We start from the raw sequence: 15,725 nt of genomic DNA, 5'->3' as shown, positions 1-15,725 counted from the left end.
CCTCGGGCCTAGTACGAGAAGGCCATCGGCTTGTCGGCGTCACGGAGATCGCCACCGATCTTCGTGGGTGGGTTGAGATCGGCCTCGGTGAGTTCGGGCGGGCCCGCCTTGACGTACTTGGCGAGCAGCTTGACCTCCACCACGGCCAGAACGCCGTACAGCAGGGTGAAGACGGTCATCGAGGTGATGACCTCGGCCTGGGACACTCCGGGGGAAACCGCGTGCCGGGTCTGCAGCACGCCGTAGACGACCCAGGGCTGCCGGCCCATCTCGGTGAAGATCCATCCCCAGGCGTTGGCGATCAGCGGGAACGCCATGGTCCAGAGCGCCAGGCGCCAGTACAGCCGGCTGAGCCTCGCACCCAGCGGCTTCTTCAGCAGCACCAGATGCGGCACCTCGTCCTCTCCGGTGCGCAGGGCGGCCGGCAGCAGGAACCTCTTCCTCGTCAGCCAGAGCCCCAGCAGCGCGAGCGAGAAGGACGCCATGCCGAAGCCGATCATCCACCGGAAACCCCAGTAGGCGACGGGGACGATGGGCTTGTAGTCACCGGGGCCGAACTTCTCCTGCAGGGCTTCATTGGTGTCGTTGATACCGGGCACGTAGGACTCGAAGTCGCCGTGGGCCAGGAAGGACAGCAGCCCGGGAATCTCCAGGGCGACCTCGTTGTGCCCCTTGTCGACGTCTCCGTACGCGAACACGGAGAACGGCGCCGGGCTCTCGCCGTCCCACAGGGCCTCGGCGGCGGCCATCTTCATGGGCTGCTGCTCGTACATGACCTTGCCGAGGGTGTCTCCGCTGATCGCGGTGAACATGCCTCCGACGGCCATGGTGACCAGGCCGAGCCGGAGCGACGTCCGCATCACCGAGATGTGCTTCTTGCGCATCAGGTGGAAGGCGGCGATGCCGACCATGAAGGCGCCGCCGGTCAGCGCGGACGCCGAGAAACTGTGGAAGACCTGGTTGAGCGTGGTGTTCTGGGTGAGTACCAGCCAGAAGTCGGTGAGTTCCGCCCGGCCCTTCTCCTCGTTGATCCGGTAACCGACCGGGTGCTGCATCCAGGAGTTGGCCGCCAGGATGAAGTACGCCGACAGCAACGTGCCGAGGGAGACCAGCCAGATGCAGGCCAGGTGGATCTTCTTGGGCAGCTTGTCCCAGCCGAAGATCCACAAGCCGATGAAGGTGGACTCGAAGAAGAAGGCGATCAGGGTCTCGAAGGCGAGCGGGGCACCGAAGACGTCGCCGACGAACCGTGAGTAGTCGGACCAGTTCATGCCGAACTGGAACTCCTGCACGATGCCGGTGACCACACCCATCGCGATGTTGATCAGGAAGAGCTTCCCCCAGAACTTCGTCGCCCTGAGGTACTTCTCCTTCCCGGTGCGCACCCAGGCGGTCTCCAGCCCGGCCGTGAGAGCGGCCAGCGAGATCGTCAGGGGAACGAAGAGGAAGTGATAGACGGTGGTAATGCCGAACTGCCATCGCGCCAGCGTCTCCGGCGCCAGAGCCAGGTCCACGTCACACTCCTTACATCGCCTTGCGTCGTCGTGTCACAACAACCGCTTGATCCTGTTCGTCCCCGACATCCAGGTGAAAACAGGACACGCTTGTGAACGCGTTCACATTCACAAGCAATTATGGCCTACTGCTTTTCGGATTCGGAAGGGGGGGTCCCCTGTGACGTCAACCCCTCGCCCGCAACGGTCGAACCACAGGAGTGCCGGGCGACGGCCGACCCGTCACCCGGCACTCCTGACCCCACGCCTGGCCGTGCGCGGCTACAGCTCCTCGCGGAAGGCTTCCGTCACCTTCAGGAAGATGTCGTTGGCCTCGGCCTCGCCGACCGTCACCCGCACGCCCTCGCCGGGGAAGGGCCTGACGACCACACCCGCCTGCTCGCACGCCTGCGCGAACGCCGTCGTGCGCTCCCCCAGCCTCAGCCACACGAAGTTGGCCTGGCTCTCGGGCACCTCCCAGCCCTGGGCGCGCAGCGCCTCCATGACACGGTTGCGCTCACACACCAGCGAACCGACCCGGCCGATGAGCTCGTCCTCGGCACGCAGCGAGGCGATCGCGGCTTCCTGCGCGAGCTGGCTCACACCGAACGGCACCGCCGTCTTGCGCAGCGCCGCGGCCACCGGCTCATGGGCGATCGCGAAGCCGATCCGCAGCCCCGCCAGACCGTAGGCCTTGGAGAAGGTCCGCAGGACACAGACGTTGGGCCGGTCCCGGTAGAACTCCACGCCGTCCGGGACCTCGGGGTCGCGGATGAATTCGCGGTACGCCTCGTCGATCACCACCAGGACATCACGGGGCACCCGGTCGAGAAAACGCTTCAGCTCCGCCCGCCGCACCACCGTGCCGGTCGGGTTGTTGGGGTTGCAGACGAAGATCAGCCGGGTCCGCTCGGTGATCGCCTCGGCCATCGCGTCCAGATCATGTACATCGCCCGGCGTCAGCGGCACCTGCACAGGGGTGGCACCGCTGATCCTGGTGATGATCGGGTACGCCTCGAACGAACGCCACGCGTAGATCACCTCGTCCCCGGGGCCCGAGGTGGCCTGCAGCAGCTGCTGGGCGACGCCGACCGAGCCGGTGCCGGTGGCCAGGTGGGAGACCGGGACGGCGAAGCGCTCGGACAGTTCTTCCATCAGCGACGTACAGGCCATGTCGGGGTAGCGGTTGAAGGAGGAAGCCGCGGACGTCACAGCCTCCATCACCCCCGGCAGCGGTGGATAGGGGTTCTCGTTGGAGGACAGCTTGTAGGCCACCGGCCCCCCGGCCGCCGCCGGCTTGCCCGGCTTGTACGTGGGGATACCCTCCAGCTCGGCGCGCAGCTTGGGGCTCGTCTCGCTCACCGCAGTCCTCCTCCGAAGACCGGCGGCCCTCGACCGCCGCCGACATCCAATACTGCTCACCTTATGAGGATTCGGCGTCACTGCGTAGACGTGTACAGCGGTGACGGCGAGGACGGGCCTGCCGAGGAGCGGGATGCGGGGCGGGCCTGCGGGTCCGGCCGCTGGGCGCGCCTGCCCAGTGACACCGCCAAGGCGATCAGCCCCATGAGCCACCTCAGCCCTTTCGGCAACAGGGGCATCACGCCAGGAAGACACACAAAGAGTGTCCGGGCAGGGGGCGCTTCACACATATATCTACGCGCCGGTGGCTTGCGCCGTGGCGCGCATCCCTCGTGCAGGTGAGTTGAGACCTCTTCGCAACATCACCCCCTCGGCAGGTCCGTATGCGCCGAGACACCAGATCCTGGTATTGAAACGTTCAACACCCTTGCTTTCCAAGGAGATCACTCCTCAATGAGCATGCAGAAACGTGCCTGTCGATGCGCGCATATGCGTCCGCCCTACCCCACCGCATGAGCCCTACTATCGGCTCGCCATGACAGCAGCAGGGAAGCACCAGGTGAGCCGCACGGAAACCTCACGCCGAAGCAGCAGGCCGGGTCGAGCAGGCATCAGGGACGTGGCCGCCGCAGCCGGAGTATCCATCACGACCGTCTCCGATGCCCTCAACGGCAAGGGCAGGCTCCCGGACGCCACCCGGCGCCATGTCCGCGAGGTCGCCGACAGACTGGGCTACCGTCCCTCGGCCGCCGCCCGCACGCTCCGCACCGGCAAGTCGGGGCTCATCGGTCTGACCGTGACCACGTACGGGGAAGAACCTTTCACCTTCACCGAGTTCGCGTACTTCGCGGAGATGGCGCGTGCCGCCACCTCCGCCGCCCTGGCCCGCGGCTACGCCCTCGTGATCCTCCCCGCGACCTCCCGCCACGACGTGTGGTCCAACGTCGCCCTGGACGGCACGGTAGTCATCGACCCCTCGGACCAGGATCCGGTCGTCAGCGAGCTGGTCCGGCAGGGTCTACCGGTGGTCTCCGACGGCCGCCCGGCCGGCTCGCTCCCGGTCACGGCCTGGGTGGACAACGACCACGAAGCAGCGGTCCTCGGGATCCTCGACCACCTGGCCGACGCCGGCGCCCGCCGCATCGGCCTGCTGACCGGGACCACGACCGACACGTACACCCACCTGTCGACCACCGCATATCTGCACTGGTGCGAACGCGTCGGCCAGGATCCGGTGTACGAGGCCTATCCGGCACACGATCCGTGCGCGGGCGCAGTCGCCGCCGACCGGCTCCTCGCCCGCCCCGACCGCCCGGACGCCGTCTACGGTCTGTTCGACCCGAACGGCACCGATCTGCTCGCCGCCGCACGCCGCTACGGCCTGCGCGTCCCGGAGGACCTGTTACTGGTCTGCTGCAGCGAGTCGACCGTCTACGCCAACACCGAGCCACCCGTCACCACGCTCTCGCTCAAACCGCGCCGTATCGGCACGGCCGTGGTCCAGTTGCTCATCGACGCGATCGAGGGCGTCGACGCCGAGCACACAGTGGCACAGGTCATACCCACCGAGCTGATCGTGCGCACCTCGTCGCAGCGCCGCCCGCCACGTACGACGGTCAGCCCGCCACGGTCACCGGAACGGACCTGACGGACGGCGAGGGCTCGGCGGCGGGGCGGAGGGGACTCGGCGGCAGCGGCTTCCGGCAGGGACGACCCGGCAAGGGACGGGGAGGGTGAGACAGCGATTCCCGGAGGGATGAGGTCATTGCTTCCGCGGGAGTGAAGCGGCACCGCGCTCTCCGGCCCTCCTCCGGCCTTCGAAGCTCTCCTCCGCGGGAAACCGGGCCGGCCTCCCGGAGGCAGCGGTCGTGGGCGCGTGAGGAACCCGCACCGTCCCCGGACGGCACCTGGGCGGCCGAGGTCCTGAGCGAAAGCTGAGAATTTTACCAAAACGGGGCAAAAGAAGCAGCGAACTGGACGCGTGCGCCGATTCACCACCCCTGGGTCATCACACGGCGCGATCCGCATTCCTATGATGGGCCCACGACACCGCGGGCCGCTGCGACCAGGCAGTCCGACGCGGTGCAGTTGCGGCTTGATGGTGGAGGGGTCGATGACTCAGGGGGCCGGTCAGGGACCCGCGGTGGAGCGCACAGCGACGGTGCGCGACTTCCGGGTGCCCGCTTACGTCCACGAGACCGGTCCGTACGCCCACAGCATGCACCCCGGCGACGTGGCCCCGCCCTCCGAGACGAGCCACCCGGAGGGATACACGCCCACGCAACGGGACCTCCCGGTCATCAATCGGGGTGACACTGTGCAGGTGACCGTCGACCCCGCGTCCACACCCGCACCGCAGCCCGCCACCGGGCCCGGCCCGCTGTACGTGGTCGGCGATGTCCACGGTTACCTCGACGAACTGGTGGCCGCCCTCCAGGAGCAGGACCTCATCGACTCCGCGGGCCAGTGGTGCGCCGGCCCCGCACGGCTTTGGTTCCTCGGCGACTTCACCGACCGCGGCCCGGACGGCATCGGCGTCATCGACCTCGTGATGCGGCTGTCCGCCGAGGCCGCCGCGGCCGGCGGCTACTGCAAGGCCCTGATGGGCAATCACGAACTGCTGCTGCTCGGCGCCAAGCGGTTCGGCGACACCCCCGTCAACTCCGGCGCGGGTACCGCCACCTTCCAGGCCGCCTGGCTGCTCAACGGCGGACAGAAAACCGACATGGACCGCCTTCAGGACCACCACCTGCAGTGGATGGCCCGTCTGGACGCCGTCGAGACCGTCGACGACCATCTGCTGCTGCATTCCGACACCACCGCCTACCTCGACTACGGCCGTTCCATCGAGGAAGTCAACGACACCGTCCGCGAGACGATCACCCGCAACGACGCCGACGAGGTCTGGGACCTGTTCCGCAAGTTCACCAAGCGGTTCTCCTTCCGCGACGAGGGCGGTGCCGAAGCGGTGCGCTCCCTGTTGGATACGTACGGCGGCACCCGGGTTGTTCACGGGCACAGCCCCATTCCGTATCTGCTGGGCGAAGTAGGCTCCGAGGACGGCGAGGACGACAACGGTCCCGTCGTCGAGGGTCCGCACGTCTATGCCGAGGGACTGGCCATCGCGATGGACGGTGGCGTGACGATGGACGGAAAGCTGCTGGTCCAGCGACTGCCGCTCGCCCAGTGAGCGGGTTCCGGACCCGGCACCCCCGGCCCGGAACCACACCGGACCAAGGCCAATTTCGGTAAACCCCCTGTCACGGTGCACCGTTGGCGCTCTACCATCAACTCATCCGTAGCAGGCTCCCCTCCGTTTCTGCCCAACGGCTCGTCGGCATGCCGAGTCACAAGCCCTACGGAGCATCGGGGGATGCACATGAACAGCGTTCCGCAGCATCTGTTGACCGAGGACCGCCAGGATTACGCGCGGATTCTCGATGAGGTGCTGCGCTCCGCACCACAACGCCCGGAACTGGCCACGATCGGACAGCGGCTCACCTCCGAACAACTGCGCACGATGGCACTCAACGCCACCGCGATCATCACGGTGGCCGCGGCAACCGAATACCAGCACTACACCAAGGTCCGCGAGGAACTGCGCCGGCCACCGGCGTCGTCCACCCCGCCCACCCGGGCGTCCGGCTCCTCCGAGCCGGGGCCGGAGACGGCGGGGCTCGCCACCACCATGGGAGAGGTCGCCGAGACCGCCGGCGCGGGCGCCGTCGCCGTCGTCGCCGTCCTGGCACCTGTTCTGGCCGGCACCGCGGCCGCGATATTCCTGCTCGTCGGTTACATCCTGCGCATGCTCGATCCCGGCGCGGCCTTCGCCCGGACCATGCTCACCACGGGCTGGACATTCGGCGCCGTGACCGCGGTCGCCATCCTGGTCGCCGCGGTGGGCCTGCTGCTGACCGCCCTGCGCAACAAGCCCTCGGCCCGGAGCGGGCCGTACGGCGAAGCCGACGAGGAGCTGTCCCTGGCCAGGGAAGCCTGGCACGAGGCACTGCGGGAACAGGGGATCGTCCCGTTCCTGCGGGACGCGCTCGCCGACCCTGGTACCGCGGTCGCACTGCACTACGCGGCGCCGTCCGAACCGGCCGGCCGTATCCCGCATCTCGGATACGACCGGCCGGGTTTCACCAGTCCCGGCGAGGGTACGAACCACGGCCGGCGGCCGAGCTACTCGAGCCCGGACTACAGCAGCCCGGACTTCGGAGGGCCGGAACACAAGCCCGAATAGCCGGAACAATCGAATAAGCCGGCCCCACCGGAGCCGGCCCACCGGACGATCCGAAGCATGCGGACGGCCCAGCCGTCGGCATGTGCTCCCTCACCGGCGGAGCCCGTTCCAGAGCTCCGCGCCGAGGAGCGTGAGCCGGGGTGGGCCCGGCTTTCGCCGCCCTGTGCCCGTACAGGCCCGGGGAGCGGTCTTCAGGGTCGGAGAATGCCCGCTTGGCCCGCTGCGGTGATCCACTGGGGGAACTCGGACAGCAGGCGGTCGTACAACTCCGGGTCCGGCACAGTGCCGATGTCATCGACGGCGAAGAACCCGACGTTGTCGACACGGCGTCCGGGCAGCGTGTCGAACTGCTCCAGCACACCGTAGTTCGCCCGGCCGAGGCCCACGAACTGCCAGAAGATCGGTTCTTCCACCGCTTCGCGGAGCTCCCGTTCGATCTCGGCGTTCCGGTGGACACCGCCGTCGGAGAAGAACAGCACAAGCGTCGGGGCCGCCGCGGGACTGTCCCTGACGAACGAGCGGACCTCGGCGATGACCTTCTGTTCCTCGTTCTGGATGCCGACCTCCCGCATGTCGACCTGGCGCGGGTCCAGCCCCTTCTTCCGTCCGCGCCGGAAGAGGCTCATCTCTCCCACCCTTACGTGCAGCCGGAGCCATTCGGGCAGCTCGCCCAGGAGCAGGTCCGGCAGCCGCGCCGGATGCGAGGCGAACGTCCAGGCCTGCATCTCACCGTCGTCGTCCAGCTGCGCGGCAACCGCGGCCATCCGTTCGACGACGTCCGCCACCACTCCCTTGGAGTACAGGAAGGACATGGAACCGGAGGCGTCCAGTACGAGGACCACGCGCGCGGTGACCCCGGCGGCCCCGTGCTTGCGCAGGCTGACCGCCACCTGCTCCTTGCGCAGGGACAGCCGCTTGCGCATGTCCACCGGCAGCCGCTCCTCACCCTTGGTGAGCCGCGGAGCGGTAGGCGGGACGGACGAGGGGCCGGCCGACGGGACGGACGGAGGGACGAACGGAGGGACGGGGGCAGGGGGCACCGGGGCGGAGGTGGCCGGCGCGCCCGAGGGCTGGGACGGGGTGGTGGGGACCGCGGGCGGGACCGGTGGCACTGCGGCCGCGGCAGGAGGCCTCGTCGCGCCAGGTGCCGTGGTGGAGCCGGCAGCCGTCGTGGAGTCCGCTGCCGTCCGGGGAGCGTCGTCCACGGTGATACCGAAGTCGGTGGCCAGCCCCGCGAGCCCCGCAACGTATCCCTGCCCCACCGCACGGAACTTCCACTTTCCCTGCCGTCGGTACAACTCGCCGCCGATGAACGCGGTCTCCGTCCCGGCCACCATGTCGAACCGCGCGATCTCGGCTGCCGTACCGGCCTCGAGCAGCCTGAGCACCAGTCCCGGTACCTGGCCGAACGTCCCGCCGTCGGACGACGCGCACAGCACGACTCGCTCGACGGCCGGTTCCAGCAGGCGCAGGTCCACCTCGACCGTGTCGGTAACGGCGCCGGAGGTGTGCCGCTTCCCCAGGTGCGTCACGGCGCCGGAGGTGTGCCGCGGCTGGTTGTAAAAAACAAAGTCGCCGTCGTCCCGCACCCGCCCGGTCTCCGTGAGCAGCAGAGCCGACCCGTCGATGTCGGGCACACCGGCCCCAGCGGCCCAAGCCAGCTCGACGCACACCGCCTGGGCGTCGACGGAAAGGTTGGAGCCCTTGCTCATCGATCTCGCTGTCATGACATCCAGTCTGCCGACCCGTCCTCCCGAGGGGCGAGAGGGCGGGCCCGAACGGCCCGCCCCTTTGTCCATCCGGTCCGCTTGTTCGTTCAGTCCGTCAACGGCAGGTACACACGGTTGCCCGCCTCGGCGAACTCCTTCGACTTCCGCAGCATCCCCTCGGCGATCTCCTCGGCCGACGCGCCCTCCGCCGAGGTCCCGCCGAACCGCTCCGTGATGCTCCGGCTGATCTTCATGGAACAGAACTTCGGCCCGCACATCGAGCAGAAGTGCGCCGTCTTCGCGGGCTCCGCCGGAAGCGTCTTGTCATGGAGATCCCGTGCCGTGTCCGGGTCGAGAGCCAGGTTGAACTGGTCTTCCCACCGGAACTCGAAGCGCGCGTCGGACAGGGCATCGTCCCACTCCTGCGCCCCCGGATGCCCCTTGGCGACGTCCGCGGCATGGGCGGCGATCTTGTAGGTGATGACGCCGGTCTTGACGTCGTCGCGGTCCGGCAGGCCCAGGTGCTCCTTGGGCGTGACATAGCAGAGCATGGCCGTGCCCCACCAGGCGATCATCGCCGCACCGATACCGGAGGTGATGTGGTCGTACGCGGGCGCGACGTCCGTCGTCAGCGGGCCGAGCGTATAGAACGGGGCTTCATCGCAGATCTCCTGCTGGAGGTCGATGTTCTCCTTGATCTTGTGCATCGGGACATGCCCCGGGCCCTCGATCATGGTCTGCACATTCAAACGCCTGGCGATCCGGTTGAGTTCCCCGAGTGTGCGCAGCTCCGCGAACTGCGCCTCGTCATTGGCGTCGGCGATCGAGCCCGGTCGGAGACCGTCGCCGAGCGAGTACGTGACGTCGTACGCCGCGAGGATCTCGCAGAGTTCCCCGAAGTTCTCGTACAGGAACGACTCCTTGTGGTGCGCCAGGCACCACGCCGCCATGATCGAGCCGCCGCGCGAGACGATGCCCGTCTTGCGGTGGGCGGTGAGCGGCACGTACGCCAGCCGTACCCCCGCATGGACCGTCATGTAGTCCACGCCCTGTTCGGCCTGCTCGATGACGGTGTCCTTGTAGATCTCCCAGGTCAGCTCCTCGGCCCTGCCGTCGACCTTCTCCAGTGCCTGGTAGAGCGGCACGGTGCCGATGGGGACGGGGGAGTTGCGCAGCACCCACTCCCGGGTGGTGTGGATGTTGCGACCGGTGGACAGGTCCATGACCGTGTCGGCGCCCCAGCGGGTCGCCCAGGTCATCTTCTCCACCTCCTCCTCGATGGACGAGGTCACCGCGGAGTTGCCGATGTTGGCGTTGACCTTCACCAGGAACCGCTTGCCGATGATCATCGGCTCGGTCTCCGGGTGGTTGACGTTGGCGGGCAGCACCGCGCGGCCTGCCGCGATCTCCTCACGCACGACCTCCGGCGATACGTTCTCCCGGATGGCCACGTACTCCATCTCGGGCGTGATCTCACCGCGGCGTGCGTACGCCAGTTGTGTGACCGCCCCGCCCTCGCGGCCCCGGCGCGGCTGACGGGGCCGGCCCGGGAACACCGCGTCGAGATTGCGCAGTCCACCGCGCGGCGAGGTGTGCCTGATCCCGTCGTCCTCGGGGCGGACCGGCCGGCCCGTGTACTCCTCGGTGTCACCGCGCGCGGTGATCCAGTTCTCCCGCACCGGCGCCAGCCCTCTGCGCACATCGGTGTCGACCAGGGGGTCGGTGTACGGGCCCGACGTGTCGTACAGCGTGACCGACTGCCCGTTGGTGAGGTGCACCTGACGGACCGGCACCCGCAGGCCGGGGCGTGTGCCCTCGACGTACGCCTTGTGCCAGCCGATGGACTTCCCGGCCTCCTTCCCCACCGACGCTTCCGTCGGTTTCTGGGTGGAGGCAGGCGTACGTGCGTCCTTGTTGGTCATGAGACCTACTCCCTACGCCGGCATTACCCGGTAACAGGTTCAGCGGTCGACGCAGCGGTTTCCGTCTGCCGACGTTCCGTGTGAAACATCACTCGGACACGTGATGTTTCATGTGAAACGTCGCTGGGACGGAGGTCAGCGCCCTCTCAGCCCGGTGCTCCGAGCTCCCGCGTGTGCAAAAAGGTACCTCCACGCTAGCGGGAATCCTGGCGCGGTGAACAGAGGGCCCCCGTTGTTCTTGCGATGATCAGGCGGTGACCTCGACGCAACCTCCCCCGTACCCACCGCCCGAACCATCCCGTGGCTCCGGCGGCCGAATCGGCGGCGGCCGTGGCAGAGGGCCCGCAACCGGCACCGGCCTGGGCCATGGGGACGTTCGAGGAGACAGCCCCGGCTCCGAAGACTGGTTCGGGCATGGACACCGCCCCGGTGAGGTACCGGCGACACAGAACCACCTGCCCGGCCCTGGAAGCCCCGGCCCTGGAAGCCTCGACGGGCCCGCCGGCCCGGGACCCGTGAGCCCGGGTTTCGAGCCTTCCGGTAGGGCCCCCGGGTCCGGCGCGGGCCTCCCGGGCCCGGGCCACGGGCAGGGACAAGGAGGGCAAGGAGGGCAAGCGCAGGGCCGAGCCCGCGGCCAGGGTCATGATCCGGATCATGACCACAGCCCGGACCCCGGCGCCGGCGGCCGCGGACGCGGCGGACCGAACTCAGGTGACGGACCGAACTCAGGTGGCGGGCACGGCGGTCCGCCACCGGGCGACGGCGGGCACGGGCATGGTCAGGGCACCGCCGGCGGGCATGGACACAGTCACAGCCACGGCCCGGCCGCTCCCGTCTCGAAGCACCTGCGCAAGGTCATCGCGGCGGTCCTCATCCCGTTCGGCGCGGCGGTGCTGATCGGCCTCGCAGTGCTGTGGCCGGGTGGCACACCCGGCCACGAGCGGACCGGCGTCGGTTTCGACCGGCAGACGCAGCAGGCCACGGTCACCAAGGTGGCCGAGGTGAGCTGTTCGTCCGTCAACGCGTCCGGAGGCGTCCCGACCGGCGACACCTCGACGGCCGAGGGGTCCTCCGCTCAGCAGCAGGCGGACGGCGCGTGCAAGAAAGCGACCATCCGGGTCGACACCGGCGACGATGCAGGCCGCACCTTCACCGAGATCGTGCAGCCTGACCAGTCACGTCAGCTGAGTGAGGGTCAGGGGGTCGTGGTCGCCTACGAGCCCTCCGCGCCGAAGGACCTCCAGTACTCGGTGGCGGATGTGAACCGGCGCGTACCGCTGGCCCTGCTCGCCGGCATCTTCGCGATCGCCGTCGTCGCTGTCGGACGGCTGCGCGGTGTGATGGCGCTGGTCGCGCTGGCGGTCAGCTTCCTGGTGCTGAACTTCTTCATCCTGCCCGCGATCCTGCAGGGTTCGAACCCCCTGGTCGTGGCGGTGGTGGGGGCGAGCGCCATCATGCTGCAAGCCCTGTATCTCTGTCACGGGCTGTCGGCGCGCACCTCTGTGGCTGTGCTCGGCACCCTGATCTCATTGCTGCTGATCGGGTTTCTGGGTTCGGTCTTCATCAGCTGGGCGGCGCTGACAGGCGACACCGACGACAACACCGGTCTGATTCACGGACTTTACCCGGATATCGACATGAGCGGTCTGCTGCTGGCCGGCGTCATCATCGGATCGCTCGGTGTGCTCGACGACGTGACGGTCACACAGACGTCGGCCGTATGGGAATTGCACGAGGCCAACCCGTCGATGGGCTGGCGCGGGCTGTATCGCGCGGGTATACGCATCGGCCGCGACCACATCGCGTCCGTCGTCAACACCCTGGTCCTCGCCTACGCGGGCGCCGCGCTGCCCTTGCTGCTGCTGTTCTCCATCGCGCAGAGCAGCGTGGGGACGGTCGCCAACAGTGAACTGGTGGCGGTGGAGATCGTGCGTACGCTGATCGGCTCGATCGGTCTGGTCGCCTCGGTTCCGGTCACCACGGTGCTGGCCGCTCTGGTGGTCTCGGCCGACCGTCCGACCACGCAGGGAGCGGCCGAGGAAGGCGTCCGGCCGACTGCGGCACGCGGCGGGCGGGGCAGGCGCCGGAAGCGCTGACCTCGCCGGCACCGGACCGCGCGCCGCTTCGTCTTCCGATCGTCCGCGGCCGCTCACCCGGCAACCCGTACTCCGGTGGTCGACCGTCGGCCACCGATTACCAATTTCTGGTCAAACCGGCACCGGAGTCGCTCGGTCACCGCTGCGGAAGCGTTCCTGCATGGCCGGGCGGGACACGGTGAAGGATTCCGCCGCAGACCGCCCGGTGCCGGAAGGCTTCACCCGGCGCTCTGTTCCGCCAGGATGCGGTCCAACGCGTCGTCGAGATGGGCGTCGAAGTCGGCGAGCGCCCCCTCCTGCCCCAGCGGCACCAGCTTGTCGGTGCGGTCGAGGAAGGCCACGAGCGGCGCCGTCGACGAACGGAACAGCGCGTGGTCGCTTCCGACCTGAAGCCGGATCAGCACCTCACCCAGGGCATCGGGGTCGACCGGTGAAACGCGTACGTCGCCCTCACCACACGGCCTGCCCAGGCCGTCGATCAGCAACTCCCGACCGAACGCCCAGGTCACCGGCGCGTCACCGGGAAGATGAAAGGTCAGCCGTACGGCATAGGGATCACAGGTGTCGTAGCGGAGCTCCACCGGGATACGGAAGGACAGCTCCTCCGATACGAGAAAACTCATCATGACCTCTGCCTGCACGGACTCGCGCATCGCCTACCCCGTCATTCGCTACGGACCGGCCTGGAATGGACCCCTGACACTGGATGAATCTTGCTCAACGTACACAATGAATTACAAGGAGTGATTTTTCAGATACTGATAGAGAGTGCCAACGGCCCCAGCAGGCGGCCCGCTTCCGTCTGCAACTGCTGGGCGGCAGGGTGCAGCCGGTGGGCCTGATGGACCGGTAGGGAGACGGCGATCGTCGCGGCCGTGGCACCGGCCGTGATCGGGACGGCCGCGCACACCGTCCCCAGCGCGTATTCCTGACGTGCGAACACCGGCTCCATGCGACGCGTCCGCTCCAGGCGCCGGAGCAGGCTGTGCCCGTCGCGCACGGTGTACGGCGTGACGGGCTGCACCGGGTAGCGGTCGAGGTGGTCCCGACGCGCGACCTCGTCGAGCTGGGACAGCAGGCACTGCCCGATGGCGTGCGCGTGGCCGGTCGCCCGGAAGTCGGCCCACTCCTGGACCGCGGGATTGCCTGGAGCGTCGGAAACGCACACCAGCTCGATCTCGCCCTCGCGGTACACCGCGTAGTACACGGGGGCCCCAAGAGCGTCACGCCAGCGCGCGAGCGCGGCAACGACCGTGCTGCGACGTTTCTGCGGGGCTCCGTTGCTGGTCAGCCGCTCGGCCGCGTCGCCGAGGAAGAACAGCCCCTTGTCTCGGCGCAGATAGCCCTCATGCACAAGGGTGCGCAGCAGGTGGTAGGCCGTGGGAAGCGCCAGCCCGGTCTCGCGGGCCAACTGTTTGGCCGGGGCCCCGGACTCGTGTCCCGCGACGGACTCCAGTAGACGCATCGCGCGCTGCACCGAGCCGATGAGGGTCGTGGTGGGCGCCGGCTCGGACGCTGCGCGCGCATGGGGCTGGCAGGGGACGGCGGACAGATGTGCGGGGACGGTGGCAGCCGTGGCCAAGGGTCACTCCCGGAGCGAGGGGGCAGCCCGTGCGGGGGAACACGGGTGGGGGTGTACGCCGCTTGCGGGGATCGTCCCCGCAAGGCCTTCCGGACTCTAACCGTCTGTCACCACAGACAGACGGTCCGTCCGGGAAACTTCCCCCACCCGAGGGAACCGGCGCCGGCTGTTACCGCTTCACCGGCTCCCCGTGAGGCTCACCAGTCGCCACGCGACGTCGAACTCGACGTGAACTTCCTTACGACATAGATGAGTCCGCCGACCAGGGCGACGAAGACCAATACCTTGAAGAGCAGCCCGATCACGAATCCGACCACGCTGGCTATCAGGCCGCCGAACACGACCAGGGCGATGACCGGCACCGCGATCCACTTCACCCACCACGGCAGTCCCATGAAGATCTCTCGCATCGCCTTCGTCCTTACCTGCTCCGCCCGTCTCGTACCGGGTCGCGTGAATGATGTCCTGCACTCGATGCTAGGGCGGCAGGAGCCCTGCTGGGGGCCTCTGATCCCTTGTCCTCCCCTGAGCGGTCCCCTAGGGAACCCAAAGAGCGCGGCTCAACTCTCGGGGGGAGAGAACACCACCAGGACCCTCAGGTCCTCACTGATGTGGTGGAACTTGTGCGCGACCCCGGCCGGCACGTACACGATGCTGCCGCGGGCCACCTGCGTGGTCTCCATGTCGACGGTGATCGACGCCCTGCCACTGACGACGAAGTACACCTCGTCCTGGCCGTGCGGCTGCTGTGGGTCCTGCTCGCCCGCGTCCAGGGCGTACAGGCCGACCGACATGTTCCGCTCCCGCAGGAACTGGAGGTAGGCACCCTCGTTGGCAGCGCGTTCGGTCTCCAGTTCGTCCAGCCGGAATGCCTTCATAGCCTTGTCCGCCCCTGCCTCACTGCTCATGTCCGATCCTGTCTGCCACGATCAGACACATGAAGAATTTCGTAGTCAAGACGATCGCCAACGCCGCGGCCCTCGCGGTCGCGGTGTGGCTGATCGACAAGATCACCCTGACCGGCGACAGTACGGGCAAGGAGATCGGTACCCTCATACTCGTCGCGTTGATCTTCGGCGTGGTGAATTTCCTGGTCAAGCCGCTCGTGCAGCTCCTCAGCCTCCCGCTGCTCATCCTGACTCTCGGGCTGTTCACACTGGTGGTGAACGCTCTGATGCTCCTGCTCACCTCCTGGCTCGCCGACGTGTTCGACCTGAGTTTCCATGTAGAGGGCTTCTGGACGGCCGTGCTGGGCGGTCTGGTCATCTCGGTCGTCTCCTGGGCCCTCAACGTCGTTCTGCCCGACGGAGACTGAGCA

The 15,725-nt window shown here is 68.2% G+C and carries 13 protein-coding genes; 5 read left to right on the top strand and 8 right to left on the bottom strand.

The genetic code is table 11. The features are described from left to right. Positions 1-8: 8 nt before the first annotated feature. Both V4Y04_RS18790 and hisC read right to left on the bottom strand, forming a co-directional pair. Complete coding sequence (locus V4Y04_RS18790) at positions 9-1,514, bottom strand: cytochrome ubiquinol oxidase subunit I (RefSeq protein WP_332429367.1); 1,506 nt, start codon at positions 1,512-1,514, stop codon at positions 9-11. 261 nt (positions 1,515-1,775) lie between these two features. Beyond that, positions 1,776-2,855 (bottom strand): histidinol-phosphate transaminase, encoded by a 1,080-nt coding sequence (gene hisC / locus V4Y04_RS18785; RefSeq protein ID WP_332429366.1) that lies wholly within the window; start codon positions 2,853-2,855, stop codon positions 1,776-1,778. Positions 2,856-3,390: 535 nt separating this feature from the next. Between hisC and V4Y04_RS18780 the strand changes: the two genes are divergently transcribed. The 3 genes from V4Y04_RS18780 (at position 3,391) to V4Y04_RS18770 (ending at position 7,098) form a co-directional block, all read left to right on the top strand. Beyond that, positions 3,391-4,503, top strand: a complete 1,113-nt coding sequence (locus V4Y04_RS18780) for a LacI family DNA-binding transcriptional regulator (RefSeq protein WP_332429365.1) — start codon at positions 3,391-3,393, stop codon at positions 4,501-4,503. Positions 4,504-4,953: 450 nt separating this feature from the next. Beyond that, on the top strand, positions 4,954-6,045 hold the full coding sequence (locus tag V4Y04_RS18775) for a metallophosphoesterase (protein ID WP_332432904.1): 1,092 nt from the start codon (positions 4,954-4,956) through the stop codon (positions 6,043-6,045). Between the two features lie 183 nt (positions 6,046-6,228). Next, on the top strand, positions 6,229-7,098 hold the full coding sequence (locus V4Y04_RS18770) for a hypothetical protein (protein WP_332429364.1): 870 nt from the start codon (positions 6,229-6,231) through the stop codon (positions 7,096-7,098). A gap of 191 nt (positions 7,099-7,289) precedes the next feature. On the opposite strand, the gene V4Y04_RS18765 is transcribed toward V4Y04_RS18770, so the two are convergent. After that, entirely contained in the window at positions 7,290-8,825 is a 1,536-nt protein-coding gene (locus V4Y04_RS18765; protein WP_332429363.1) for a VWA domain-containing protein, read from the bottom strand. A gap of 89 nt (positions 8,826-8,914) precedes the next feature. Further along, complete coding sequence (thiC, locus tag V4Y04_RS18760; RefSeq protein WP_332429362.1) at positions 8,915-10,729, bottom strand: phosphomethylpyrimidine synthase ThiC; 1,815 nt, start codon at positions 10,727-10,729, stop codon at positions 8,915-8,917. Between the two features lie 515 nt (positions 10,730-11,244). Here thiC and V4Y04_RS18755 point away from each other — a divergent pair. Beyond that, positions 11,245-12,825 carry a YibE/F family protein gene (locus V4Y04_RS18755; RefSeq protein WP_332429361.1) on the top strand — a complete coding sequence of 527 codons (1,581 nt, stop codon included), beginning with the start codon at positions 11,245-11,247 and terminating at the stop codon, positions 12,823-12,825. A gap of 218 nt (positions 12,826-13,043) precedes the next feature. On the opposite strand, the gene V4Y04_RS18750 is transcribed toward V4Y04_RS18755, so the two are convergent. From V4Y04_RS18750 to V4Y04_RS18735, 4 genes are all read right to left on the bottom strand, one after another. Beyond that, complete coding sequence (locus tag V4Y04_RS18750) at positions 13,044-13,478, bottom strand: SsgA family sporulation/cell division regulator (RefSeq protein ID WP_332429360.1); 435 nt, start codon at positions 13,476-13,478, stop codon at positions 13,044-13,046. Positions 13,479-13,576: 98 nt separating this feature from the next. Next, on the bottom strand, positions 13,577-14,302 hold the full coding sequence (locus V4Y04_RS18745; protein WP_332432903.1) for a helix-turn-helix domain-containing protein: 726 nt from the start codon (positions 14,300-14,302) through the stop codon (positions 13,577-13,579). A gap of 302 nt (positions 14,303-14,604) precedes the next feature. Further along, positions 14,605-14,817: a DUF5326 family protein gene (locus V4Y04_RS18740; RefSeq protein ID WP_042163258.1), complete on the bottom strand. Its 213-nt coding sequence runs from the start codon at positions 14,815-14,817 to the stop codon at positions 14,605-14,607. Positions 14,818-14,967: 150 nt separating this feature from the next. Further along, entirely contained in the window at positions 14,968-15,285 is a 318-nt protein-coding gene (locus tag V4Y04_RS18735) for a cupin domain-containing protein (RefSeq protein WP_332432902.1), read from the bottom strand. Positions 15,286-15,344: 59 nt separating this feature from the next. Here V4Y04_RS18735 and V4Y04_RS18730 point away from each other — a divergent pair, with 59 nt between their 5' ends. Then, positions 15,345-15,722, top strand: coding sequence for a phage holin family protein (locus tag V4Y04_RS18730; RefSeq protein ID WP_332429359.1), 378 nt, complete (start codon positions 15,345-15,347; stop codon positions 15,720-15,722). Positions 15,723-15,725 lie beyond the last annotated feature (3 nt).

The organism is Streptomyces sp. P9-A2 (assembly GCF_036634175.1).
In the GTDB taxonomy this organism is placed as follows: Bacteria; Actinomycetota; Actinomycetes; order Streptomycetales; family Streptomycetaceae; genus Streptomyces; species Streptomyces pratens.
The sequence above is the reverse complement of the archived record's forward strand: the minus strand, read 5'-3'. Positions and strand labels throughout refer to the sequence as shown.

Bases quoted from the DNA above. Each gene is read 5' to 3' on its own strand.
- V4Y04_RS18780 (WP_332429365.1), top strand. From the start codon at position 3,391: ATGACAGCAGCAGGGAAGCACCAGGTGAGCCGCACGGAAACCTCACGC.
- V4Y04_RS18775 (WP_332432904.1), top strand. From the start codon at position 4,954: ATGGTGGAGGGGTCGATGACTCAGGGGGCCGGTCAGGGACCCGCGGTG.
- V4Y04_RS18770 (WP_332429364.1), top strand. From the start codon at position 6,229: ATGCACATGAACAGCGTTCCGCAGCATCTGTTGACCGAGGACCGCCAG.
- V4Y04_RS18765 (WP_332429363.1), bottom strand. From the start codon at position 8,825: ATGACAGCGAGATCGATGAGCAAGGGCTCCAACCTTTCCGTCGACGCC.
- thiC (WP_332429362.1), bottom strand. From the start codon at position 10,729: ATGACCAACAAGGACGCACGTACGCCTGCCTCCACCCAGAAACCGACG.
- V4Y04_RS18750 (WP_332429360.1), bottom strand. From the start codon at position 13,478: ATGCGCGAGTCCGTGCAGGCAGAGGTCATGATGAGTTTTCTCGTATCG.
- V4Y04_RS18740 (WP_042163258.1), bottom strand. From the start codon at position 14,817: ATGCGAGAGATCTTCATGGGACTGCCGTGGTGGGTGAAGTGGATCGCG.
- V4Y04_RS18735 (WP_332432902.1), bottom strand. From the start codon at position 15,285: ATGAAGGCATTCCGGCTGGACGAACTGGAGACCGAACGCGCTGCCAAC.
- V4Y04_RS18730 (WP_332429359.1), top strand. From the start codon at position 15,345: ATGAAGAATTTCGTAGTCAAGACGATCGCCAACGCCGCGGCCCTCGCG.